This is a genomic window from Anaerohalosphaeraceae bacterium (genome assembly GCA_037479115.1).
Classification (GTDB): Bacteria; Planctomycetota; Phycisphaerae; order Sedimentisphaerales; family Anaerohalosphaeraceae; genus JAHDQI01.
In genome coordinates, this window is record JBBFLK010000009.1 from 19582 (window position 1) to 43517 (window position 23936).

General features: G+C 56.1%; 18 protein-coding genes and 1 tRNA gene. 5 read left to right on the plus strand and 14 right to left on the minus strand.

All coding sequences use genetic code 11. From position 1 onward, the window contains the following. Window positions 1-52 precede the first annotated feature (52 nt). Together WHS88_05935 and WHS88_05940 are read left to right on the plus strand one after the other, a co-directional pair. Window positions 53-1309 carry a carbohydrate porin gene (locus WHS88_05935; GenBank protein MEJ5259712.1) on the plus strand — a complete coding sequence of 419 codons (1257 nt, stop codon included), beginning with the start codon at window positions 53-55 and terminating at the stop codon, window positions 1307-1309. A gap of 156 nt (window positions 1310-1465) precedes the next feature. After that, window positions 1466-2494 carry an energy-coupling factor ABC transporter permease gene (locus WHS88_05940; GenBank protein ID MEJ5259713.1) on the plus strand — a complete coding sequence of 343 codons (1029 nt, stop codon included), beginning with the start codon at window positions 1466-1468 and terminating at the stop codon, window positions 2492-2494. 14 nt (window positions 2495-2508) lie between these two features. Here the strand turns inward: WHS88_05940 and WHS88_05945 are convergent, their stop codons facing one another. The 11 genes from WHS88_05945 to WHS88_05995 form a co-directional block, all read right to left on the minus strand. Further along, window positions 2509-3948 carry an SEL1-like repeat protein gene (locus tag WHS88_05945; GenBank protein MEJ5259714.1) on the minus strand — a complete coding sequence of 480 codons (1440 nt, stop codon included), beginning with the start codon at window positions 3946-3948 and terminating at the stop codon, window positions 2509-2511. Between the two features lie 126 nt (window positions 3949-4074). Then, window positions 4075-5115 (minus strand): tetratricopeptide repeat protein, encoded by a 1041-nt coding sequence (locus WHS88_05950; GenBank protein ID MEJ5259715.1) that lies wholly within the window; start codon window positions 5113-5115, stop codon window positions 4075-4077. Window positions 5116-5126: 11 nt separating this feature from the next. Beyond that, window positions 5127-6521: a tetratricopeptide repeat protein gene (locus WHS88_05955; protein MEJ5259716.1), complete on the minus strand. Its 1395-nt coding sequence runs from the start codon at window positions 6519-6521 to the stop codon at window positions 5127-5129. Window positions 6522-6535: 14 nt separating this feature from the next. Beyond that, complete coding sequence (locus WHS88_05960) at window positions 6536-7195, minus strand: energy transducer TonB (protein MEJ5259717.1); 660 nt, start codon at window positions 7193-7195, stop codon at window positions 6536-6538. Window positions 7196-7215: 20 nt separating this feature from the next. Next, complete coding sequence (locus tag WHS88_05965; protein MEJ5259718.1) at window positions 7216-7629, minus strand: biopolymer transporter ExbD; 414 nt, start codon at window positions 7627-7629, stop codon at window positions 7216-7218. Beyond that, window positions 7629-8306: a MotA/TolQ/ExbB proton channel family protein gene (locus WHS88_05970; GenBank protein MEJ5259719.1), complete on the minus strand. Its 678-nt coding sequence runs from the start codon at window positions 8304-8306 to the stop codon at window positions 7629-7631. Before WHS88_05970 ends, WHS88_05965 begins: the two co-directional genes overlap by 1 nt. Then, complete coding sequence (locus WHS88_05975; protein ID MEJ5259720.1) at window positions 8303-10156, minus strand: MotA/TolQ/ExbB proton channel family protein; 1854 nt, start codon at window positions 10154-10156, stop codon at window positions 8303-8305. The genes WHS88_05970 and WHS88_05975 overlap by 4 nt, the downstream gene beginning before the upstream one ends. A gap of 13 nt (window positions 10157-10169) precedes the next feature. After that, a complete protein-coding gene (locus WHS88_05980; protein MEJ5259721.1) occupies window positions 10170-11000 on the minus strand; it encodes a DUF3450 family protein in 831 nt (276 codons plus the stop codon). A gap of 131 nt (window positions 11001-11131) precedes the next feature. After that, the gene (locus WHS88_05985; GenBank protein MEJ5259722.1) at window positions 11132-14140 is read right to left on the minus strand and encodes a TonB-dependent receptor; all 3009 of its coding nucleotides are present in this window, start codon (window positions 14138-14140) and stop codon (window positions 11132-11134) included. Next, window positions 14134-15393, minus strand: a complete 1260-nt coding sequence (locus WHS88_05990) for a hypothetical protein (protein MEJ5259723.1) — start codon at window positions 15391-15393, stop codon at window positions 14134-14136. The genes WHS88_05985 and WHS88_05990 overlap by 7 nt, the downstream gene beginning before the upstream one ends. A gap of 199 nt (window positions 15394-15592) precedes the next feature. Continuing rightward, the gene (locus WHS88_05995) at window positions 15593-17209 is read right to left on the minus strand and encodes a hypothetical protein (protein ID MEJ5259724.1); all 1617 of its coding nucleotides are present in this window, start codon (window positions 17207-17209) and stop codon (window positions 15593-15595) included. A 343-nt stretch (window positions 17210-17552) separates the two neighbouring features. Between WHS88_05995 and WHS88_06000 the strand changes: the two genes are divergently transcribed. The 3 genes from WHS88_06000 to hisF all read left to right on the plus strand — a co-directional run bounded on the left by WHS88_06000 (window position 17553) and on the right by hisF (window position 19097). Continuing rightward, a tRNA-Ser gene (locus tag WHS88_06000) sits at window positions 17553-17639 on the plus strand. 76 nt (window positions 17640-17715) lie between these two features. Continuing rightward, complete coding sequence (gene hisH, locus WHS88_06005) at window positions 17716-18336, plus strand: imidazole glycerol phosphate synthase subunit HisH (GenBank protein MEJ5259725.1); 621 nt, start codon at window positions 17716-17718, stop codon at window positions 18334-18336. Continuing rightward, entirely contained in the window at window positions 18330-19097 is a 768-nt protein-coding gene (gene hisF / locus WHS88_06010) for an imidazole glycerol phosphate synthase subunit HisF (GenBank protein ID MEJ5259726.1), read from the plus strand. Before hisH ends, hisF begins: the two co-directional genes overlap by 7 nt. A gap of 37 nt (window positions 19098-19134) precedes the next feature. On the opposite strand, the gene WHS88_06015 is transcribed toward hisF, so the two are convergent. The 3 genes from WHS88_06015 to WHS88_06025 all read right to left on the minus strand — a co-directional run bounded on the left by WHS88_06015 (window position 19135) and on the right by WHS88_06025 (window position 23927). Beyond that, window positions 19135-20271: a KamA family radical SAM protein gene (locus tag WHS88_06015; GenBank protein MEJ5259727.1), complete on the minus strand. Its 1137-nt coding sequence runs from the start codon at window positions 20269-20271 to the stop codon at window positions 19135-19137. A 107-nt stretch (window positions 20272-20378) separates the two neighbouring features. Then, the gene (locus tag WHS88_06020) at window positions 20379-21407 is read right to left on the minus strand and encodes an MraY family glycosyltransferase (GenBank protein ID MEJ5259728.1); all 1029 of its coding nucleotides are present in this window, start codon (window positions 21405-21407) and stop codon (window positions 20379-20381) included. Window positions 21408-21419: 12 nt separating this feature from the next. After that, window positions 21420-23927: a GNAT family N-acetyltransferase gene (locus tag WHS88_06025; protein ID MEJ5259729.1), complete on the minus strand. Its 2508-nt coding sequence runs from the start codon at window positions 23925-23927 to the stop codon at window positions 21420-21422. Window positions 23928-23936: the final 9 nt, after the last annotated feature.

A 23936-nucleotide genomic window follows, 5' to 3' on the forward strand; every position in this document is an offset into this window, starting at 1 on the left:
CAGTTTTGTGAAATGTGAGAAGAGAACGCTTTTTATCAAAGAAAGGAACAAAATGAAAAATCTTCTTTTGATGGCTGTCATCGTGTCGGCGGTTCAAGGGGTCTGCCGTGCAGAAGGAAACGAGAATTTTTGGCAGCGGGAGTCGCTGACCAATGGATTTGCGGGTCTGAATGAACTCTGGGAACCGTCGGGGGTTCAGCTCGGGCTGAGTCTGACAAGCATTTACCAGCAGAATGCCCGCGGGGGAATCAGTACGCATCGGCATCAGGGGCGCTGGTCGGGCAGTTATGACCTCGAACTGGATACGGATATGGAGCGGCTGGCCGGTCTGACAGGCGGCACGCTGTATCTGCATGCCGAAGGAACATGGCCCCGGCGCGATATTGACGCAACCTCCGTTCAGTCATTATTCGGCGTCAACGGGGATTTTGCCCCGCGCGAGGCCTTCAATCTGATTGAACTGTGGTACGAGCAGAGTCTTTGGGACGATACGCTTCGGGTGCGGTTTGGGAAAATTGATATGACCGGCGGGTTTGAATGCCGGGGCTGTCCGGTCTCGTTTGACTGCAGCCGATATGCCAACGATGAAAACACCCAGTTTCTCAATTCGGCCCTCGTGAACAACCCGACGATTCCGTTTCCGGATTACGGGATTGGAGCAATCGTCCTGTGGGCGCCTTCTGATCTGTGGTATATCTCCTTCGGAGCGGCGGACGCTCAGGCGGACAAGCGGGAAACAGGGCTGAACACCGCCTTTCATCAGGAGGACTACTTTGTGTATATGGCCGAGACGGGGCTGACGCCTGTCTTTTCCTCCGCCAAGGGGGCCCTGCCGGGAACGTATCGCGTTGGTGTCTGGTACGACCCGCAGCCGAAACCCGCTCTGGATGAAAGCCGATTCTATCGGGACGACACAGGCTTTTATCTGAGCTTTGACCAGATGCTCTGCAAAGAAAACAGCAATCCGGACGACAGCCAGGGGCTCGGAACCTTTTTCCGCTACGGCTATGCGAATGGGCGGTCGAACGCCGTCAGCCGGTTTTACAGCGGCGGCATCCAGTATGAAGGGCTTTTCGAGGGACGCGATGCGGATGTGCTGGGCGTCGGCTATGCACACGGGGTATTAAGCGACCACAGCGGAAGCCCGTTTACGGAAGATTTTGAAAGTGTGCTGGAGGCGTACTACGCCTGGAAGGCGGCCGGCTGGATGACCATTACACCGTCGATTCAGTATGTGACCAATCCGGGCGGGATGGGCGGGTCGAAAGATGCCGTCGTGGCGGGCGTGCGGACGGTGATTACGTTCTGAACACGGAAAAGACAGCGGGGTTGAACGATTGGATTCCCGCCTTCCTTCTTCGCTAAAGCTTCGAAGGACAGGTCGCGGGAATGACCGTATAAGACAGGGATAATTTAATTTAAGACAAGAATGACATTTTTCTAAAACAGGGAGCTTTGTATGCATATGGCGGATGCGTTGCTGTCGCCGGCGGTCGGCGGGACGATGTGGGCTGTCAGCGCCGGTCTGCTGGGCTATTCGTGCAGAAAAATCCGGCAGGAGTTTCAGGAAAGCAAAATCCCGCTGATGGGGGTAGCCGGGGCGTTTGTGTTTGCGGCCCAGATGCTCAACTTTACGATTCCGGGTACCGGTTCCAGCGGGCACCTGGGCGGCGGGCTGCTGCTGGCTGTTCTGTTGGGACCCTGGGCGGGGTTCGTGACAATGGCCTCAATTCTGGTTATCCAGGCCTTGTTTTTTGCCGACGGCGGATTGCTGGCTCTCGGGTGCAACATCTTTAATCTGGGTTTTTGGACCTGTTTTGTTGCCTATCCGTTAATTTACCAGCCGATTGCCGGAAAAAATCCGACTCGAAAACGCGTTGTTTGGGGCTCGATGCTGGCAGCAGTTGTCGGTCTTCAGCTGGGGGCCTTTTCTGTCGTGATGGAAACGGTTTTGTCCGGCATCACCGAGCTTCCGTTTGGGCTGTTTGTGCTGGCGATGCAGCCGATTCATCTGGCGATCGGAATCGTGGAAGGGATGGCTACAGCGGCGGTCGTCCTGTTTGTTCTGCAAAACAAGCCGCAAATCATCCTTTCGCCGCAAACCGCCCTGCCCGGCTCCTCTATTCGCAGGACGGCGTTGGTGTTTTTGACAGCGGCCCTTGTGCTGGGCGGAGCGGCCAGCTGGTTTGCCTCGACTCATCCGGATGGACTGGAATGGTCGATGGCGCGGGTATCGGGCAAAGAAGAACTGGAATCGCCGGAAAAAGGCATTCATTCCTCTCTGGCTCAAATCCAGGAGAAAACAGCGATTCTGCCGGATTACAGCTTCAAGACGGCCCACGCGGAAGAATCCGACAGCGAACACTGGCCCGCCGTGGATGTCGGGACAAGCGTATCCGGGATTGCCGGCGGTCTATTGACTTTGGTGCTGACGGCGGGAATTGCCGCGGCAATTAAAACGGCTCATCAAAAGCCGAATACCCGGGCCTCATAAGTCCCAGCGCCGCATCACCTTGATTCGGCCTTTGCATAAGCCCAGGCACCCGCGCGGGTGTCGGGCTCCTTTTGTGTTGACGCTGACCGCTGGGCTTCCTGGAGCCATTTTTGGGCTTCGGATGAATTCTTCGGTACGGCCTGTCCTTTTAGGTACATCTTGCCCAAAGCAGCTTGCGCCCGAGGGAATCCGTTTTCGGCCGCACGCCGAAACCATTCGACAGCTTCGTGGAGATTCTGTTCAACTCCCCAGCCCCTGTAATACAGCCATCCGAGGGCATATTGGGCGGGGGCGGCATTCTGCTGAGCAGCTTTTCGGAACCACTCGGCCGCCTGCTGATAATCCTGTTCCACACCCAAACCCTGATAATACATCAGGGCCAGATTGTTTTGAGAAGGAGCAAATCCTTTTTCGGCGGCGCCGCGATACCATTTTTCGGCCTGTTCATAATCCTGCGGGACACCCTGGCCGTTGGCATACATCAGCCCCAGTGCATGACAGGCGGCGGAAACGCCCTGCTCGGCGGCGGGCCGAAGCCATGAAAGCGCCTGGGCATAATCCGGCGATTCCTGTTCCAGATACAGAATACCCAATCCGGCCTGAGCCTGAGGAATTCCGGCTTCCGCCAGCGGGCGAAGCAGGTCGAGGGCTTTCTGCGAATCGGGTTTGACGCCGCGGCCTTTCAGATACATACGGGCCAGATTGTTGGCCGCAGCGGGCAGATTGCGTTTCTGGGCCTGTTCATACCAATAGACCGCCCGCGGATAGGACTGAATGACCCCTTGTCCGTCCTCATACAGAAGGCCGAGCATATTCTGAGCCGGCGCATAGCCCTGATTGGCGGCCTGTTTCATCCATTTGGCGGCCTTTCGAACATCCTGTTTGGTGCCCAGGCCTTCCCGATACATCATCCCCAGCGTGTACTGGGCCTGCGGATTTCCATCCAGAGCGGCCCTGCGAACCAGCCCAAAGGCCCGGACGGGGTCCTGGACCGTTCCCTCGCCCCGCAACGACAGCAGACCGTAATTCTGCAGGGCCCAGGGATGCCCCTTCTCCGCGGCGGCCGCAAACAGTTCCGCCGCACGGTCGGGATTCCGCTCGACTCCCTGTCCGTTCCAGTAGCAGAGGCCGAGATTGTTTTGTGCAGGAGAAAACCCCTGTTCGGCAGACAACCCATACCAGTAGGCGGCCTTTTGGGGGTCCTGTCCAACACCGAGTCCCTCTTCGTACATCAGGCCCAGATAAAATTGAGCCCGCTTATCTCCGGATTCAGCCGATTGACTCCAAATCTCCGCCGCCGCATCATACTCCTTGCGCTGATACGCACTCCATCCCTTTTCGAATGAACCGCTGCAGCCGGCGGTAAAGACCGATAAAAACACCCCTATCAGCATCCCGCTGAATCGATTGGTGCCGTTTTCCGCCCTGCAGCTGAATCCCATGATGTCCGCCATATTTTGTGCTCCTGAAAAAGATTGTTTCCGGAGCAAGCCATCGGCGAGCGGGCCGGGGCGGTTAAGTTAAATTTTCATAAAGAGCCGTCTTCCAGACCCGATGAATGCACCAAGTGCGGGCCCGGCTTACAGCACCGGGCCGCAGCCGATTTGCGGGAAATCGAGAGAGTTGACAAAGAACGGGAAATCCGGAGGCGGGGCCGTTTCCGGAAAGACGCAGGTCAGGACGAGAAAGGTCCGTCCGGCAAAAACAAGAAGGCCCTGGTGAATGCTTCGGCCTTCGGCGGCCGGGACGGTGTGTTTAAACAGAACGGCTGGATGTCCGAAATACAGCGTCGTCTGGCGGACAAGCCGGCCGTCCGAGGAAAGACGGGCCCGGGCAGCCAGATAATCCTGAATAAAGCCCTGCTGAAAAGAGGGACGGTCGGCCGAATCAGACAAAAACCGCCGGACAGTCAGATGATAGGCGGTGCGGCCGTCCGCCGCAGCGGCCTGACAGGAAACGGTATAACTGTTCGGGTCCTGCTCAAGCCGGTGCTGAACGGGAGGCGAAGGAAACAAGACGGAAAATCCCTCATCTTCTGAAACATATCGGACCTGCCCTGAAATGCGTTCCGTCAGATACGGATGTCGCCGGACAAGTTCACCCAGACGGACTTGTGCATCAACAAGCAGGTCCTGTTCTTTCTTAGCCAACAGATTTTTTTTCTGCTCGGAAGCATCAACCCCGTTCAGCTCCGCCAGCAGGGCCCACACATAGGAGGAAACGGGCTGGGTTTCCGCCAGTCGAAGACTGAGGAACAGCTGTGCCCAGCCGTTGGCCGACAGAGCCGCCTGCCGATACCAGAACAGGGCTTGTTCAGGATTGTGCGGTACTCCCCTGCCTTCTTCGTACAGAGCCGCCAGAGCAATTTGAGCATCCGCATCCCCGGCAAGGGCCGCCGCCCGATACCAGTAAGCGGCCTGAGACCAATCCTGAGGAAGCTGACGGCCTTCGGCATACAGGAAGCCGAGCAGATACTGGGCCCCGGCATCTCCCGATTGGGCCTGCTGAAGGAGTACGGCCGTTTCCGGATTGTCCGCAGCGCTCTGGGCCAAAGCACACAGACCGGCTCCAAAGAGCCATTCGGTGGCAAGCAGAATTCCGCAAATCCGGATACAATTCATCGGAGCAGCAATCAGCGGGATTTGGCGGCCCGTTCCACCTGCTCGAGGTATTCGCGGACATTGTCGCGCGGGTCAATCTGCTGAGCCCGCCGAAGCAGCGGAATGGCCTCTTCATACTTGCCCTGCTGTACCAGCAGCTGGGCATGGCGGATTCGGGCCTGGGCTTCGTATTTCTCGATGGCCGCCGCCCGCTCGAAGTAAAAGACCGCCTTTTCCGAATTATTCATCTTGCCCCAGTGCTGTCCGAGCAGGATGAGGGCCTCTCCGTCCAGCGGGTCAATCGCGATAATTTCCTCCAGCAGGCGAATCTGCTCTTCACTGCCGGCGCCTTCGGCCACAGCAATCCGGGCCTGGAGCTTGAGCATTTCCACCTTCAGAGCATCAGTGAACTGTCCTTCAAAGGCCTGCTGCATCCGCTCGAGCAGCTGCCGGCTTTCCGCCAGCGCTCCGCGGGCCATCAGGGCTCTGGAGGCCCGAAGAAGCCGTTCGGCGGGCACAGACAGTTTCTGCTCGAGGGCCCGGGTATAGGCCCTGACCGCGGATTCATACAGTTCTTCATTGATGTAAATATCGCCCAGAAGCAGCAGACTTTCGGCGGTCGAACGGCCCAGGGTGTCCAGCCACTCAAAAATCTCGGCGGCTTTGAGCGGTTTGTTCATTCCGAGAGAGGCGTTGGCAAGAAGAAGCCACAAATCCGCTCGGTCGGGGGTCTGCCGGAGCAGTGATTCACAGAGGGCGGCGGCTTCCGGGTACCGCTCCTGCCGGAACAGACTTCGTGCCAGCCCCATTTTCCAGTCCATTGTAGCCGGGTCCAGCAAAACCGCCATCCGGTAGGACGACTCGGCCGCCAGATGGTCATCCAGCGAGGCATAGGCGAACCCGAGCAGACCGTAGGTGACGGCATCGGAACCGCCCAGCTCCATCACTTTGGTGAATGCGGCGGCGGCACCGGCAAAATCGCTGTTCCGGATGCAAATCAGGCCTAAATTGCGCCATGCCCGCCGAAATTTGGGAAACTTCTGCACGGCCTGCCGATAAGCAGCGGCCGCCTCATTCAGTTTCTCCTGCTGAAAATAAATGTTGGCCAGCGTAAAATCAAAAACGGCGCTGGCAGCGGCGTTTCGAGTCAGCTCTTTTTGAATAGCAGAAGCCGCCTCGTTCATTTTATCCGACGATATCAGATTCAGGATTTTCAGAAGCCGCTCGCGTTCTTCGGCAGTCAGGCGGGGCTCAATATCCGTCTCCGCCAGATAGCTTTCCGCCAGACGCTGCTGGAAGGACGGCTGATTCCAGAAGGACAAAAAAGACTCCGGCAGCGGCCGTGCCGATTCCTCCGCCCGGCACAGAACCCCGCTAAACGGAGATACACTCACCATCAGAGCCAGAATCGCAGAACGACGAATCATAGAAACCATGCTTTTTATCCTTTCGGAAACGTAATCGGTACCCGCATACGAAACTTCACCGGCTGACCGTTTCGCCGGCCGGGTTCAAATTTCCACTGTTTGACGGCATTCAGAGCGGGCTTTTCGAAAATCGGGTCGGTACTGGACTGGACGGTCGGATTTTCGACCCGTCCCTGTTCATCGACGACAAAAATAATATAGACCGTTCCGGGCGTTTTCTTCCGGAGCTCTTTGGTCATCAGCGGACTGGGCTGATAAATCACCCGCGGCTTCTGGTCGAGGTCCGCAATCGAAAAAAGGGCCTCGGCGTTTTTGGTTTCCGCCGCAACATTCTGCAGGGAGACGGCAAAATCTCCCTCCATCCAGCTTCCGCTGAGCGTCGGATTCAGCGCCAGCGTCAGCTGCTCGAGCGTCAGCGGCGGCGCCTCTTCGGTCAGCTCCGGCGGACTGTCTTCGGGCTCCGGTTCCTGCGGCGGCTTTTCCTCCGGCGGCGGAGGCGGAGCATCCAGTCTGGCTGTATCAACAGGACGCAGAATCAAATCCGCCGCAGGGGGCTTGGCCAGGGTCTGCATCAGCGGCAGAATCAGGAAAAACAGCAGGGTCAACCCGATGCCGCCCAGCAGAACCGCCAGACGTTGAAACACTCTCCAGAACCAGCGAAACAGTGCACGCATATGCCGCCAATCCCACCTGCTTACGGGCTGCCTTGTCGAGACGCGACACTCACTTTGACCGCGCCGGCCAGTTTGGCCTCATCAATGACCCGAACCAGCTGGCCGGACGGAGCCCCCTGATCGGCCTGAATAATGACGGGCACCTGTTCTTTCTGCAGCATGCGCTTCACAAGGGGCTGGATGCCGCTAAAGCCGATCTCGCGTCCCCCGTACACCACCTGTCCCTTGTCGGTCAGCGCTATCAGGATGCTGTTTTTCTCCAGACGCACCGAGGAGGCCGCCTGCGGTTTGTCCACTTCGATTCCGGTCTCCTCCACAAACGTGGTCGTCACAATAAAGAAAATCAGCAGAATAAAGACGCAGTCCATCAGCGGGGAAATGTCAATCCCGACATCCTGATTGTCATCGGATGCGATTGAACGAAAACGTCCCATCAGTTGTCTCCTTTTGACCGGAGGATTTGTTTATAAAGATGCTGGGTACAGACGGTTTCCAAATGAGCCAGAAAGGCCCTGTATCGGTTCTGCTTTCGAACCAGCTGATAATGAAAAAACAGACCCGGCAAAGCAATAATCAGACCGGTTTCCGTCGTGATAAGGGCTTCGGAAATGCCGCCGGCCACCATCGCCATGGTTTTTTCTCCGCCGCTGCCGGTCGCCAGCGCCGAAAACGTCGCCAGCATCCCGGTAACGGTTCCCAGCAGACCGAGCAGTGGCGCCAGTCCGACGCAGATTTTCATCACCCGCAGGTCTCTTTCAAACGGTCCCAGCTCGGCGGTTTTGAGTTCTTCAAAGAACAAAACACAGTCTTTCAGTGTGGAAAAACCGCTTACTTCGTTCAGAATTCGTCCGACGGTACCCCGGCGCAGATTCGGCTGTTCGAGCCACTGGCGCCAGGTTTTTTCGCGGATTCGGGTAAATCCCTTTTCCGCAAATCGGAGCCACAGATGAACCCCCAGCCCGAACATCACAATACCCACGGCGGCGATGGCCGTCATGGCCCACCCGCCGGACAGCCAGATGCTCCAGGCCTCCCCCAGAAACCTCTGCATCGGTTCGGGCAGAAACCGAAGCATCTCGGAAATCTGATTGGGAAGATTCAGTTCGCTCACTGGACCTCCTGACGACTTGATGCATTTCGGCTCATCTGGCCGACCAGACGGTCCTGGTGGTCCAAAATCGGCAGATGAGCATCTCTGTGCTGCTCAAAGGCCTTCTGGACCTGTCGGGGATGCGCATCAATTCGGATAAAGGAGTCTTTGCGGTCGAGCAGGAGCTCCAGAGGCGTATTGGCAGGCCGGGCCAGCAGCTCCTGGACCTGCACGGAACCCAGGTATTTGCCGGCCTTGTCCACGACAAAAATCCGCTCGAGAGAATCCTCGTTTTCGAGGGCCAGAATCTGTACAAGGATTTCGGCGATTTTGGTCTGCGGTTCCGCCTGCACAAACGGCGGAATCTGGACAGACGGCTGGACGGCCGGCTGTTCCTGCACCGGTTCAGCGGCGGCCGCCGGAGCCGACGAAACCGACGGGGCATGGGCGGCGGCTTTGGCCAGTTCGTTCAGAAACGCAAAGGCCGTCTTTTCCATCTGGTTGAGAATCCCTTTGGATTTGCGGGACAGAAAAGCATGAATCAGCAGCGAAGGAATCGCCACAATCAGACCGAATTCCGTTGTAATGAGAGCCTCAGAGATGCCGCCGGAAAGGGTTTTGACATCTCCGGAGCCGAACACGGTAATCAATTTAAAGGTGTTGATGATGCCGGTCACCGTTCCCAGAAGCCCCAGCAGCGGTGCACAGGCGGCGCTGACAGCAATAAAGGGAAGGAACCGCTCCAGTTTCAGACGAACCGCCAGGATTTTTTCATACAGAATCTCCTCGACGAGCTCCCGCGGCTCGTTCATGTGCTCGACACCGACCCGGAGCATCTGTCCAATCGGGCCCCGGATGGCGCGGGCTTTTTCCTTCGCCTCGGCGGAATCCATTTTCGAGACCGCTTTAAGAAAGGCGTTGATTTTTCTGGCGGAGGGCATTCGTATCCAGAGCATGCTGAACCACTTGAACAAGGCCACCAGAAACGCCGCACCCGCCAGGGCGAAAATCGGTATCATCACCGGGCCGCCCTTCTGAATATGCTCCAGAAGGGATTCACGAGTCTGTTCAATTTTGCGGGCATTGCCGAGGGTCGGGTCCAGCGGAAACAGCCCCTGAGATGTTTCAATCAGTTCGGCGGCGGCCTGGGCAATCTGCGGATTTTCAAACGGCAGAACGGTCGGCTCCAGAGAGCCGAGCTGCTGTTCTACGGTGCCCACAACTCGCCCGTCATGAGAACGGAACAAAGCAATCGGCCCCAGCAGGACAAATGTCCCTTTCTGCACCAGACCGGTGGAATCTACGGCGGTGCCTTCGAAGCGGGCCCCGCCGAGCGCTTCTTCCAGACGGTCCAGAGCCGTCAGGAGCAGACGGCCCTGCGCTTCATAGATTTCCATCGGACTGAGGGTTCGGTTTTCCGCCGCCAGTTTGGCCTCTTCGAGCACTGACCGATACCGCTGAAGTTCGGCAATATGAAGGCGAGATTCGAAATTGCGGATGTATTCTCCCAGCAGGCCGGACAAATAAGACGCCTCCTCCTGACGGGCCTTGATTTCATTGCGGAGGGTGCTCAGGTCCAGCGTGCGTCCGTCGAGCAGGCGGGAAGTCTGCTGGTACTGCCGGCGGACTTCGAGCAGCCGGTTTTCCAGCTCGTTGATTCGCCGGTTCAGAGGCAGCAGCTCCTCGGCCATCTGCTGCCGGAAGGCAGCCAGTTCGGCCAGACTGTCATCCAGTTTCTGCTGAATTTTCTGAACGGAGGCATTGACATCCGCCGTCTGGTTCTGACCGTATCCGACGGAAACAAGCCCCAGAGCCGGGAGAATGACGGCCAGAGTTCGATGCAGAATGATTGTTCGAAAAGACCGTATCATGCTGATTCCTTATTTACTGAATGGTTAAAGGCAGAAGAACATAAGAAGCGGTTTTCTCATTTTTCAATATGGCGATTAAATCGCTGACAGAGCCGGCGATCTCCGGTTTCACGGTCCAGTTCCACCGGTTTTCATCCGGAAATCCGAAACCGCCTGCGGTCTGGGCCGGATTGCTGAAATATCCGCAGCTGATGCCGACATAGACGGCGGCAACTTCCTGCGAGGTGCCGTCCGGAAGCGTGCGGATTTCGCTGACGGCCGTAATTTCCTTGTGAAACTTATCCACTTCATTCAGAATGCCCACCACATTCTGGAAGCGTTCGGACAGAGACTGGCGGGACGAATCCGATTTCGCGGCAATCCGCTGACTGAGGGGCTTGACGTGCTGACGAAGCGGTTCGGGCAGACGTTCCAGCAGAGCACAAACCCGCTCCTCCATCCGGCTGACGAGCTTTTTCAGCACAGAAGAGGCATCCAGCAGCCGCTCTTTTTCTTCGAGCATTTCATCGCGTTTGCGGTCGGCTTCGGCAATGCTGGCATCCGCTTCGCGGATTTTATTTTCAACCGATTCTATCTCCCGCTCCAGCAGGGCTATCCGTTCGGCCAGCAGCTCCTTGGCCAGGGCAAAATCCCGTTTTTCTTTCGACAGAATCCGCTGCGTTTCCACCCATTTTTCTGTGGCCGTGCGGATGGTTTCGAGTGTCTCGGCGGTCTCCGAGGCCCGAGCCGCGGAGAAGAAAAGGCCGACGGCAGCCAGCCCGAACAGCCATCGACGCATGCCGGACGGCCTAAACACCGGATGCCTTTTTCCGCAACCTGCTTTTTCTGAAAGACTTCTGTTCATTTATGAACATCCTTCCTGAATCGGTTTCGGTTTCTTTCTGCTTTCCCGGAACAAGAGGACTCTACCCTTATCCTGTTAGGGATTTATTAAAATCCTGTTTGGTTCCGGTAAGTTTGCGGTTCTGCTGCGTCCTAAAAAGATGCGCTTAGACTCAGGGAAAACTCCATTCCCTTCCGATACGAGCTTTTGGTTACATCCTCTCCGATATATTTGGAGCGGTACACGGTTTTGATTTCCGGGTCGAGCAGGTTCTTGGCCTGAAACTTCAGTTTCCAGATAGACCCGAGGGGCTGGGTCAGACTGAAATTGAGCGTGCCGTACTCGGTTTCATAGAGACTGGGAATCAGCACGCGGGTCTGACCGGCACCCGGACTGGCACCAGCCACGAGGGTATCGCCTCGCACCGTATAAAACAGGGCCAGCTGCGTTTTGACTTCAGGTACGTCGTAGGTCAGGTAAAGATTATACAGATACTTGGGAGCGTTAGTCATATCTCGCTTGGTCATCGGCGCACGAACATTGGGATGATTGAATCGCTCGGCCTCATCGGATGGAAGAGTTACCTCAGAATCAATCAGGGTGGCGTTGCCTCCGACAGAAACCCCCTGCAGATTCTCCCAAAAACGAGCCAGGTCCTGACGAATTTCCAGTTCATAGCCGCTCATTTGGCCTTCGGGATAATTGACAGCGGTCGTGAAGTCAAAAGAGGCAGTGACCCGCTGAACGTACTCGATGGGGTTCTTGATTTTTTTATGAAACCAGGAGAGGGAAAAGAGACTGCCCGCATACGGGGTATAATCCAGCCGCAGGTCATAGTTTTTCAGGGAGCTGGTCTGCAGGTCCGGATTCCCGATAAAGACATCGCCGCCTAAGTATTCACTCTGCATAATCGGGGTCAATTCTTTGAGGGTCTGGCGGGCGATGGTTTCGCTGTAGGAGCCGCGAAGCGTAATCGGGTCCCACGGACGATACTGAAATCCGATAGAAGGCAGGACATCGGTCTGCTGCGTCGAGACATCCGCATCACCGGGGTTGAGTTTTACGGCAGTGTACGAACCTTTGGGATACCAGAAAACCTGGGATTCCGGCTCATTGATGATTTCGAGGGTGGTTTTTTCGACTCGGCTGCCGCCAATCAGGTTAAACTGGGAAGTCAGGGGCATATCCATCATATAATACCAGGCAGAGATTTTTTGCAGACCTTTATAGTCCACATCAACCTGTCCGGCCGTAATGGGGTGATTTTCGGTCGGAAATGTACTGCTCCAATAGAACTCCCACGGCCTTTTGGGGCCCATTAGATTGTCGGCAAAATTCGCAAACGACTCCTGCTCGTACCGACGGGTAACGGTGTCTTCAAAGAACCCGAATTTCAGATATCCTTCCTGACCGCCCCACTGTTCAAACGGAAGTTTCAGATTAATCTGATATTGCTCGCTGTCTTCCGTAATCTCTTTCCAGACTCTCTGGAGATAGCCCATCGTAAAGTTGGCGGAGGGTTTAAAGGGCTGATGCTGTCCAACCACTCGGCCGCCTTCAATCAGCGGATACCATTTGGTGCCGAGCATCCGCTTGTCGGGCTGAACCATCCCGGCGGAGCTGTAGGCGATTTTCCAGTCCACCTCCGGCGGCAGAGTCCGCAGCCAGCGGCCCAGACTCAGGTCCAAATCAAACAATGTATGACGCCCGCTGAACTGAAGGGTGCGGGTAGTCCGTTCGGTATATTCGAGTGTTTCCGAACGCAGATACGGGGAAGCATCCGGTGATTCGGAGTTGCCGGGATGGTCCGGGTCATACGGGTCATAATTGTCATATTCAGGCCCGAAAAAGTTCGGCCAGTATCGATGCAGATTTTTCTTGCCCCGTGTATTTTCGGCCAGCGTGGCGGTGTCTTCGGCAACCCGTGTATAAAGATACAAAATAGAAAACCGGTGATCTTCCAGCTCAATGCCGGCCGTGCCTAAGGTGCCCCACTGAACAGATTGAGTGCTTTCCCGAATGTCCCAGAGCGAGGTCTTAAAGGCATCCCATCCCTCAATTTGCGACTGACGCGGCGTCATCGGCTGACCGGGACTGCGGACCCAGTAGGTATCATCCCGTCCCTCCTTATAGGAGCTGTCCTTTTCGTAGAAGAAGCTGCCGAATCCCCCGATTCGGGTTCCGTCGGCCAAATCAAACTTATCCCCGCCGGACAGAGACCATTTGTAATCGCGCGGTTCGTCCACGGGACTGACGCCGACCGCCCCGGTCCAGTTCATTCCCAGTCGGTCATACTGAATATCCCGTTCTCCTTCATCTTTGCCCCACCGGTTGACGCCACCGCCTCGATACCCTAAAAAGCGGCTTCCGGCAGAAGGATAATCCCAGCTGGTTGAATAATCGGCCTTGAGCGTTCGTTCATTGGGCACTCCCTTCAGAACAATATTGACCGCTCCTCCGGAGGCATCGCCCTGCTGGTCGGGCGTAAAGGTCTTGCTGACCTGGATGCTCTCGATGGCGGCGGCCGGAAACTGGTCCAGTTGGACGGCTCGTTTGTCGGCGTCGGCCGTGGGCAGACGCACGCCGTTCATCTGGGAATTGACGTATCGGTCGGGAAGACCGCGAATGACGGCGTATTTCCCATCCTGAACGGTGGCTCCGGCAACCAGACGCAGGGCGCTGGCCGCATCCGAGGCGCCGGCCCGGCTCATCAAATCGGCGCTGATGGAATCCATCAGAGCCGGACTTTCCATCCGCAGGTCCAGCAGCGCCGCTTCTGTGCCCGCCCCCATCTGCAGGTCTTCCACCACAAACTCTTCAATATCCGTGAAATCGCCCGTTAATGATACATTCAGGTCGGTCATCTGGCCGGCCTGCACCAGCACGTTAGAGCGAACCAGACGGGTATAACCGGATTTGGAAACAATCAGGGTATAGGTTCCGGGCGCCACTTCCGGAAACAGAAACTGGCCGTCCTGATTGGTCTGGACGGAAGCGTCGAGCTCTGCAATCACAACCGAGGCCGCCCCGAGGGGCATCCCGAAATCGCTGTCATAGACCGTTCCGCGAATGCTCCCGATGCCCTCAGCAGCCTGAGCCGGCTGTCCTACAGCCAGCACCAGCAGCCAGACCAGAGCCCCGCACGCCGTCTGTTTTACCATGGCTGGCCTAATCCTTTGTGAATCTGACGAATCCGTTCCCGCAATTCCGCATCCGGTTCCACCGCAGACAGGACCATCGAACAGCAGGTGGCCGCCAAATCCTCCGCCCGAGGACGGGAATTGGGATTTTCGACCCCCTCTTCAACCGCTCTCTTGTAGAGAGCCAGCGCGGCGTCCTTGTCCTCCATTTTCGCATAGGCCTCTGCCAGCGGCCGCAGAGCGGCGGCTCGATAGATATTAAAGATGGCCTGTCTTCTGGCTTCGTAGGTTTTCAGAAGCTCCTGGGCTTCTTTTTGGGCCTGCTCGCGCTGTCCGGCCCGGTATCGAAGAGCCGCCAGGGGAGCCCCGAGGGCAAACAGCGTCTCATCCGGCCACTGATATTTGTCCAAAAGCTGCCGGGCCTCTTCGAGCAGTTCGAGGGCTTTGGCGGAATCGGTATGCTCCAGAGCGGCCTCCGTCAGCTGCGTGAGCAGCCGAATTCGAAGAAAGGCAGGCAGCGGCGACCAGGAGTTCCTGATTTTCTCTTCCAGTTCAGTCCGCTGCTCTTTTTGGTCATACACCATATCGTACATCTGTGCATACGAAAAAAGAACGTTGTTGCGGACGTCTTCATTGTTCCGCTTCAATTCCGATTCAAGCCGCTGTACTTCCTTGTCGAACAGGTCCTTCTGCTGCAGCTGCGCCTTGCCGAGCAACATCTTTCCCCGCTGAGAGGGTTCCAGCCCCTCCTGAGCTTTGAGGGCGGTTTCGAGCTGCCCGAGCTGAGCATAAACCTGAGCGATTTTGGACTTAATCAGGTCCTGACGCCATTCCTGAACGGGCTCCGGAGAGGCATTGGGCAGGCCTTTTTCGGCAATTTCCCGGGCCAGTCGGAGATACTGCTCCGCCAGCGGTGCTTTCCCGCGACGGGCTGCATACACGGCCAAATCCGCCAGACAGGCCCCGCGTCTCCAGTTGTCAATTCTCTGCAGGTATCGAAGCGCCCGTCCGGGCTGGTCCAGTTTCAGTGCGGTTTCGACTACCATAGCCTGCGCGCGGCTTCGGTCCTTCAAATGCGGCTTGACCGGTATTTTCGCGGCGGTTTCGAATGCCAAATCGAGCAGTTCAAGCCGCCAGGGTTCCAGGGGCTGATCCTGCAATTCCTGCGCCTCCGGTTCGCTCGGAGCCGAAGAAGGGAGGCTCTTCTTTTCCGCCGCTGCACAAACGGCGGCGGTCAGAATGCCAATCCACAGCAAACGAATCATCGTCTTCATAGGTCTTTCCTTTTCCGACAAGCCGGGCTTGTCTAACTGATTTTGAGTATTTCGCGGGACTTTATACGGATTTTGTGTTCGGTATATTTGGAAACAATTAGGTTTCGGTTAGACCCGACCGGACTGAAACAAAAAAGGATGGCAGAAGCCGTCTTCTGCCATCCCCATTCCTTACTTCCAGTCTGGTGCGAAGTTCAATTTACAGACTCAGGAGCCAGTTCTCGCTGAGAACGGAGATGTCATCCAGATTCACCTGGTCATCGCCGGTGACATCGCCCTTCAGGCCGGTCATGCCGTACTGATAAGCGGCCGTCCAGCCGATAAGCCAGTTGTCATATGCGCTGAAGGCGCCGCGATAGGTGACCGGAGTAAAGAACCCGTCCGCCGGAGCCGCCGGAGCCGGTGTTAAAGCATCGTTGGCCGCCCGGGGGTCAATGAACACAACCGGCTTGAGGGTCTTGCCGCCGGCCGTTACATCCGCGCCGCGAACCAGGGCCCGAATCGGGCTCTGCGTGGCGAAAATATTTCCGACGCAGTTGCTGCCGCTCAGACCGGCCACATAGTTATAACCGTTAGAGTTGGAATACGCCTGTGAGTGATTATTGTTGTAGAAGACGCAGTAGTTAATTTCAGCCAGCTTACCGGAGGTCTGGGCCTGGTACATCTTCTGAAGATCGGCAGCCGTAGCACAACTGACATTCGGATGTCCGCCGGTCTTGGGGTTGGACTTATTCCAGGCCTCATCGTAGTTGGTGGTCCAAGTCTCCGCCCACGTGAGGGTGCCGTTGTAAGCATAGCCGTTATCGTTGTCGCTGGCGTTGTCAAACCGGACCAGGTTCGTGCCGAGGTCCATAAAGATGCTGTTATGGAACTGGACGCGGGCATTGCCTCTCCAGGCGGTTCCGGCCCGACCGGCCAGAGGCTGTCCGATAGCCGTAAAGTTGTAGATGTTCGCAGTCGTAACCGGCTGGGCGTCGGAGTTTTCGGCGCCGTCCATCTCAAAGCAGTGGTCGCAGACACCGGAACCCTGGGCCGCATCCGCACTGTATCCCTGAACAATCAAGCCAAACTGGGCCTTGCCTCTCCAGCCCTGGTCGATGTCAAAATAATCATCGCCGACGTTCCAGATGCTCACATACTTCAGATTGACGGTTCCGCCCCAGATTTCGATGCCGTCATCCACGTTATTCATAATTTCGAGATAAGCAATATCCGTTTCGCGACCGACACCGCCGAGCGAAAGCCCATTGAGCTCATTGGCCAAACCGACCACGCGGCCGCCGTAGCGAATCGAAACATACATCAGCGAGCCGCTGTCATCGTCGTCATCGTTGCCGCCGTAAAGAACCCGCGTATCACCCGGAAACTCTTCCACGAGCCCTTCCATCGGAGAGACGTTAGACCCGAGCGGGCAGGACTGCTGATTGAGAATGTTGGTGTTGGAAATCATGGCCCTGCCCATAATGGTCAGGTTGCCCCACTCATTGCAGACCGGACGCCAGGTTTTGAAATCATCATTCTTCGAGGTGAAGATAATGGGCTTCAGAGCCGTTCCGACGGCATAGATTTTGGCTCCGCGGCAGACCGCCAGAGACCCGGCACCGTTGGCTGACGGCGTGCTGGCGATAATCGTTCCCGGTTCAATCGTCAGAGTTGCACCGGGCAGAACATAAATCTGCGTTTGCAGATTGTAGGTATTGTCGGCTGTCCAGGTTGTCGAAGTGGTAATATCGCTGGTGACCAAAATCTCGGCCCCCTGCGCCATGCCGACCACCAGAAGCCCACATACCAAAAGACTTGCTGTGATTCTCTTCATAATACTTTTCCCTTTCTTTCCTGAAACGTTCCCTGCTTTTCATACACACACCGGTTTGGACACACTTCACACACGACACCTGCGGCGCACACCGCAGCAGCACGGGGAAATTTGTAATGAGACGCTGTTAGGCAAGAATGAACCAACTGTTAAAAAAGCATAAAAGAAAAGAAGAAAATGGCGATATTGTCTATGCGATATGGCATATATAAGCCGAAAAATTTTTCCGTAGTGAACATTCAGCCCCTTTTCCTTTAACCGGACAGAAAAACCCTCATTCCTGATTGCAAAAACCAGCTGAAGTTGATATGGTAAAGGGCGTGAAGGCCCAACGGCCGGATATGGAGAGGTGTCGGAGCGGCTGATCGAGCTGGTTTCGAAAACCAGTGTGCCCTTTTGGGTACCGCGGGTTCGAATCCCGCCCTCTCCGTTTGCTGTTTCTCTTCAGGACTGCCCCTGAGGATTCACTTTGGGAGCCATTCTTTTCTTCTTGGCGGTTTCGGGAAATGCTGGTGATTATTGATTACGGTGTGGGGAATGTGCGGAGTGTCATTAATGCATTCCGGTACATTGGGGCCCCGATTGAGGTTTCGTGCAAACCGGCCGACATCCGCCGGGCCCGCGGGCTGATTCTGCCCGGGGTCGGGGCCAGCGGCTATGCGATGCAGAATGTCGCCCCCATTGCCGAGGTCATTCAAGAACAAGCCGCAGCCGGCAAGCCCCTGCTGGGCATCTGCGTGGGCTATCAAATCCTGTTTGAGGAAACCTATGAGATGGGCGTGCATCGGTGCCTGGGACTTATCCGCGGCAAGGTGGTGCCGATTCCCAAAAATCTGGGGCTGACGATTCCGCATATGGGGTGGAATTATGTGGAAATCCCGGAAGGGATGGCCCTGCTGGAGGAGATGCGGCCGGGAAGGCATTTTGCATTCGCACATTCGTTCTATGCAGAGATTTCCGACCCGGAAACCCTGATTGCCTCCACACAATATGGAATCAAAATCCCCGCCGCCGTGCAGAAAAAAAACATCTTCGGCTGTCAGTTTCATCCGGAAAAAAGTGCGGCCGACGGGCTGCGGTTTTTGAAAAACTTTGTACGGTTCTGTGAGAAGCAGACGGTATGCTGACCAAACGAATCATCCCCTGTCTGGATGTCAAAGACAACCGGGTTGTCAAAGGGGTGAACTTTGTCAATCTGCGGGATGCAGGCGACCCGGTGGAACTGGGGGCCCGCTACAGCGAAGAAGGGGCGGATGAGCTGGTCTTTCTGGATATTACGGCGACGATTCGCTCTCGCAAAACTATCGTGGAGATGGTGGAAAAGGTGGCCGAGCGGGTGTTTATTCCTTTTACGGTCGGCGGCGGAATCTCCAGTGCCGATGAAATCGGGCTCCTGCTGCGAAGCGGTGCGGACAAATGCTCCATCAATACGGCGGCGGTGCGCAATCCCCACTTGATTTCAGAAGCGGCGTACCGGTTCGGCAGCCAGTGCGTCGTGCTGGCGATTGACGCCCGACGCACTCCCGGGCAAACAAACCGCTGGCATGTGTGTGTCAAGGCCGGTTCGGAGCCGACAGAGTTGGATGCGGTGGAATGGGCCGTACGGGCTCAGGAGCTGGGGGCGGGAGAAATCCTGCTGACCAGCATGGACGCCGACGGCACGCAGGCGGGATATGATGTGGCCCTGACACGGGCGATTGCAGAGGCGGTGGAAATTCCGGTGATTGCCTCCGGCGGGGCCGGCACACTCGAAAGCATGGCGGAGGTGATTGAAGCAGGCCGAGCCGATGCCGTCCTGGCTGCCTCAATTTTCCATTACGGAACCTATTCCATCCGACAGGTGAAAGACTATCTGGCCCAACGGGGGATTCCCATCCGGCCGGTCTGAAACTCCTTTTGTCGTCCGCCGTAAATCAGACCTAAGATTACTCCGGCCCGTAGAAATGATACGGACGCTCCGGCGGGTAATCGCGAATGACTTCTTCATAGTCATCCAGCCAGCAGGCTTTTGGATTGGAACGGCAGACCAGCACGCGGCTGCTGTCGGCGTCATCGGCCGCCCGATGATATTTGAAATAGGTGTATTCTTCCGTTTTGGCAATAATTTCAAGCTTGCCGGTTGAATGGGACATCACAAAGCGAAGCCGTTTGGCCAGGCCGGAAACCATCGACTTGGCCTGACGAAGAATGTCGTAGCCCTCTTCAATCGGCACGGTGTAGGCGTGATTGCCCAGAGCAGGTCGGCACTGGAACAGATAATACGGCACAATCCCCGCAAAGGAACACTTCCGCATCAGAAGAGCCAGAGTTTGGGGGTTGTCATTGACGCCGCGAATCAGCGGACACTGGTTGCACAGAACGGCCCCGGCCTTCTGGAGACGATGAGCGGCCTCGAGGGCCTCCGGGGTTAATTCGCGCGGATGACAGAAATGAGTCATGATGTAGATTTTCCTGTCCGGCAGCGAATGCTTTTCAATCAGCGTGATCAGCTCGTTATCATCCAGAATTCGAAACGGATTGAAAACGGGGATGCGCGTTCCGATGCGGATAATCTGCACATGGGGAATCTGTCGCAGCGGAGCGATAATCTGTTCCAGCCTGCGTGTGGACAGGACGAACGGGTCGCCGCCGGTCAGCAGCACATTGGTAATCTCGGTGTGAGAACGGATATAATCGAGAGCGGCCGGCAAATCGCGAAGAACCTCCTGCTTTTGGCGGGCAAAAAGCCGCTTGCGGAAACAGTAGCGGCAGATGCCGTCGCAGACCTCGCTGACCAGCAGGAGCACCGTCGTGTTGTATTTGTGTTCGACGCCCTGCATCACCGTATAGGCGCTTTCATCGGACGGGTCAGGCCGGCCCCACGGCTCCAGTTCATCGGCACTGGGCACAATAATCCGTCGAATGGGGTCGGCCGGGTCATTCCAGTCAATCAGGGAAAGATAGTAGTCATTGGACCGGAAAGGAAAACGCTCGACCACCGGTCCCAGGAGAGCTTTTTCCTTTTCTGTCAGAGCGGAAATCTGCCGGATGTCTGTGCAGTATCGGATGTTTCCTGTATTCATACAAACTCCCTCTGGAACACTTCTCATTGGTACTCTTTTTGCATAGAATACTCCAAACGGATGACTCCGGCAAGGAGGAAAAAAGGAATGTTTCTCAAAAAATCAAATCAGACTTTTTTGAGAAAGTCTTTTTTCCAGATGACAAGGAAGGTGATGAGAAGAGTGAGAAAGTAAAGTGGAAGGGCCGGGCCAAGACCGAGCCGAAAGCCGAGCAGACCGACGGCGGAAAACAGAACCGTCAGGAGATAACACGCCCAGACGGATTGGGTTTTTGTAAAGCCCCGATCGACCAGCTGGTCGTAAATATGCCCTCGGTCTGAAACAAAGAGCGGCTTTTTGTTCAGGAACCGGCGGAGAATGGCCACCGACGTATCTAAAATCGGCAGACCAAAAATAAACAGGGATGCCAGAAAAACCGCCGGGCCCTGCAGCAGAAACAGAATCATCTGACAGGCCAGCAGAAACCCAATCAGAAGCGAGCCGGCATCGCCCATAAAAATCGAAGCGGGCGGATAATTCAACACCAAAAACCCGGCACAGGCGGCGGCCAGAGACAATGCGAGCGTCTGCTGAAACGAACTGAAGGCCGAGCGGCTCATCGACGCCAGCAGAAAAAATCCGATGCAAATCAAAAATGTCACCCCTCCGCACAGGCCGTCCAGCCCATCGAGCAGATTGACGGAGTTGGAGGCCCCGAGAACAAAAAAGACAAGCAGGCCGAATGAAAGCACCGCTGCAGCAGGGGCCGACAGCTGCGGAAAAACACCCTTTAAATGAGAGTTCAGGAAAAATACAGCCAGGGCCGCCGTCAAAATCTGTCCGGCGATTTTGCGGGACGGCGACAAGGCAAAGATGTCATCCGCCAGACCGACCAGACAAATCAGGACGGAAGCAGCCAGAAACCACACAAGGCCGGCAAATTGTTCCCCTGCAAAAAGCGAAAACATTCCGACGGCAAACCCGACCCAGATGCCCAGCCCGCCGAGATAAGCAATCGGCCGGCCGTGCGTTTTGACGGTATTGTCCGGCCGGTCCACAATATTGAATCGAAGGGCCAGCCGCCGGCTCAGCCACGTGGCGGCCAGCCCAGCAGCCAAACTCACAACGAAAATCAAAAACCCATCCATCCAGCGCATCTTCAAAAAAACTTAACGAACCATATTTTTCGTGGCGGGATTCAAACTGCCGCCCGATTTGATGAACTTTACAAAATAATCCAGATGCTGAAAAACAAACGGAAGCGGGTCCGCCAGCAGAAAATCATCGTGGCGGCAGTTTCGGCAAGGCAGAAAGACCCGCCCGGCCTCCGAAAAACGCCCTCTTTTAAGCAGTTCCACAAACGCAAAAAAATCCCCCAAAATCCACCGGCAGAAAAGGGACTGCGGTTTGACATCCGCAAAGGATAGTTCATCCCCCTTGGCCAGACGATACCACAGCCAGGGGAAATCCACACCGGCGTACAGCGCCAGCGCCATCGCCCCCCACGGACGAGGATTCAGTTCAATCAGCCGCCAGGTTCCCGCTGCATCCTGGATAAAATCCAGGTGAGCCAGGCCGTGCCATCCCAAACCGCCGAGAACTTTTTGAGCAAAGTCCACAAGAACCGGGGCCTCGAGTGTTTTTCTCATCGTCGAGGTCCCGAATCGATTCGGTTCCTTGCAGCGAAGATATTCTTCCGCAAAAAAGGCTAGCGGTCTGCCGCGGTCATAGAGGGCACAGACACCGGCCGCCCTTCCGGGCAGATACTCCTGCAAAAACGGCCAGCGGTCCTGTTCGAGTTCATACGTATCAATCAGATATCGAAACTGCCGTTTCAGCTCCTCCCAACTGCGCGGAACGGTTACCCCCTTGGCACTGTTGCCGATACGGGTTTTGAGAATCACCGGCCAGGTAAAATCTCGTACGGCCTTCTCCAGTTCTTGTTCCGACTGAATGGGGCGGGTTTGCGGGACCGGTACGCCAAAGTCTGCAGCCCGCCGCATCAGCTCCAGCTTGTCCTCCGCCGTTTGATAGGTTTGCCAGTCCGGCACGGCAATCCGAATATGGCTGGGAAACCGGTCTCGAAAGCGGCTGACCAGCCCAATGTCTTCGTGACAGGGCAGAAGGACTTCCGCCTCTGTCCGCTCAAGAGCCCCCAGAAGGGCGTCGATATAGCGTTCGGGTTCCAGAAAGAAATCCGGCAGGCGCTCAAACGAACGGCTGTACCGGGAAAAACGGCACATGGCCAAAGGAGAAGCGTCTCCGACGTGGACCTTTATGCCTTTTTGTCCCAACGAAAAAAGGACCGCATAAGAGGAACGGCACCAGCCGTAAGTAATAAATGCCGCCGGCATCTGAGCGGAAAAAGAAAGCGGCGCGGGCGGAGTAATCGTCTGCTGTTGGAGTTCCTCCGCCGCCGGTCTGTCAACCCAGACGGCGACCGATTCATTTTCAAGAACAATGGAATTCCAGCCGAGTTTTTCCACAAACAGTCTGCGGCTGGCAAGGTTGTTTATGTCGATTTTGTTGCCGCGGATTCGGACCACTCCCCGTTTGAAGAATTCATCCATCAACGCCCGAGCCAGACGAACGGCGTTGCCTCCGCCCCGATAATCCGGATGCAGTGCGATCGGCATAAAATACCCCACCGGACCGGCGGGCGGCGTATTCTCAAACCGTTCAGGATGCCGGCGGTATTCTTCGAACAGCTCCCGACGGCCCATCGAGCGAACCAATCGAGAAAGCAGAGAGGGCTGAGAAACCAAAGCCCAGAAAAGATGCCAGCCGACCAAAAACCAGTGCCGTCTGAAAAACCGCTTCTGGAAGCCCGGACGGAGTGTTCCGGCGGCATATCCGGCCACAAGCCCCGTCGCCGTATCAAACAGCACCACCGCCAGGCTGTCCGGCTCCTCGACATACTGCGCATACAGATGCCGGGCAACCTGCGGGTTTAAAACAGAAAACAGCGACACGGAAGGCGGAAAACAAAACCGATGAATTGTAACCACCTGGTCCACATCAGACAGCTGCATGGAACGGAAGACCAGCCTCTGTTCCTCGGAAACAACCGGACGGACAGGCGCCACATAAACATTGCTGACAACACCGTGGTTGACAATCTGAGTCGCCAGGCGAAAGCCGGTTTTCCGGTAAAGACGATTCGCCGGTTCATTGAAATCCGCCACCAGCACTTTGACCCGCTCAATCCCCCGTGCCGCGCATTCCTGAAATCCGCGCTCAATCAGACGATTGCCCAGTTTTTGTCCGCGGCAGTCTGCGGCCACCCCGATGGAAAGCAGCTCTGCATCCGGAAGGCGAAGGCGGCCGATTCGGCGGGGATACAGCAGCGTTTCGAGAATCCGGCGAAGCACCGAAAAAGAGAAAACTTTTCGAAGCAGAAGGCCGACAAATTTCAGCCCGCGCCGGCGAAGCACGGAATGATAAACTTTTCTTAAATTGGTTGTAAACGAAGCGAACCCTACAACCCTGCCGTCCGCAATGGCTACATATCCGAAACTCTCGGCACTTTCCGCCAGGGTTTCGTACAGCGCCGTGACAAATTCCTCCCCCAGTGAACTGATAAAGCCCTGATGAATTCCTTCAATATGAAGGCGTGCCACTTCCCGGGCATGCTCGGCCTTCATCGGCACAATCTGTATTCCTTGTTCGTCCGTCATAGAGCAGAA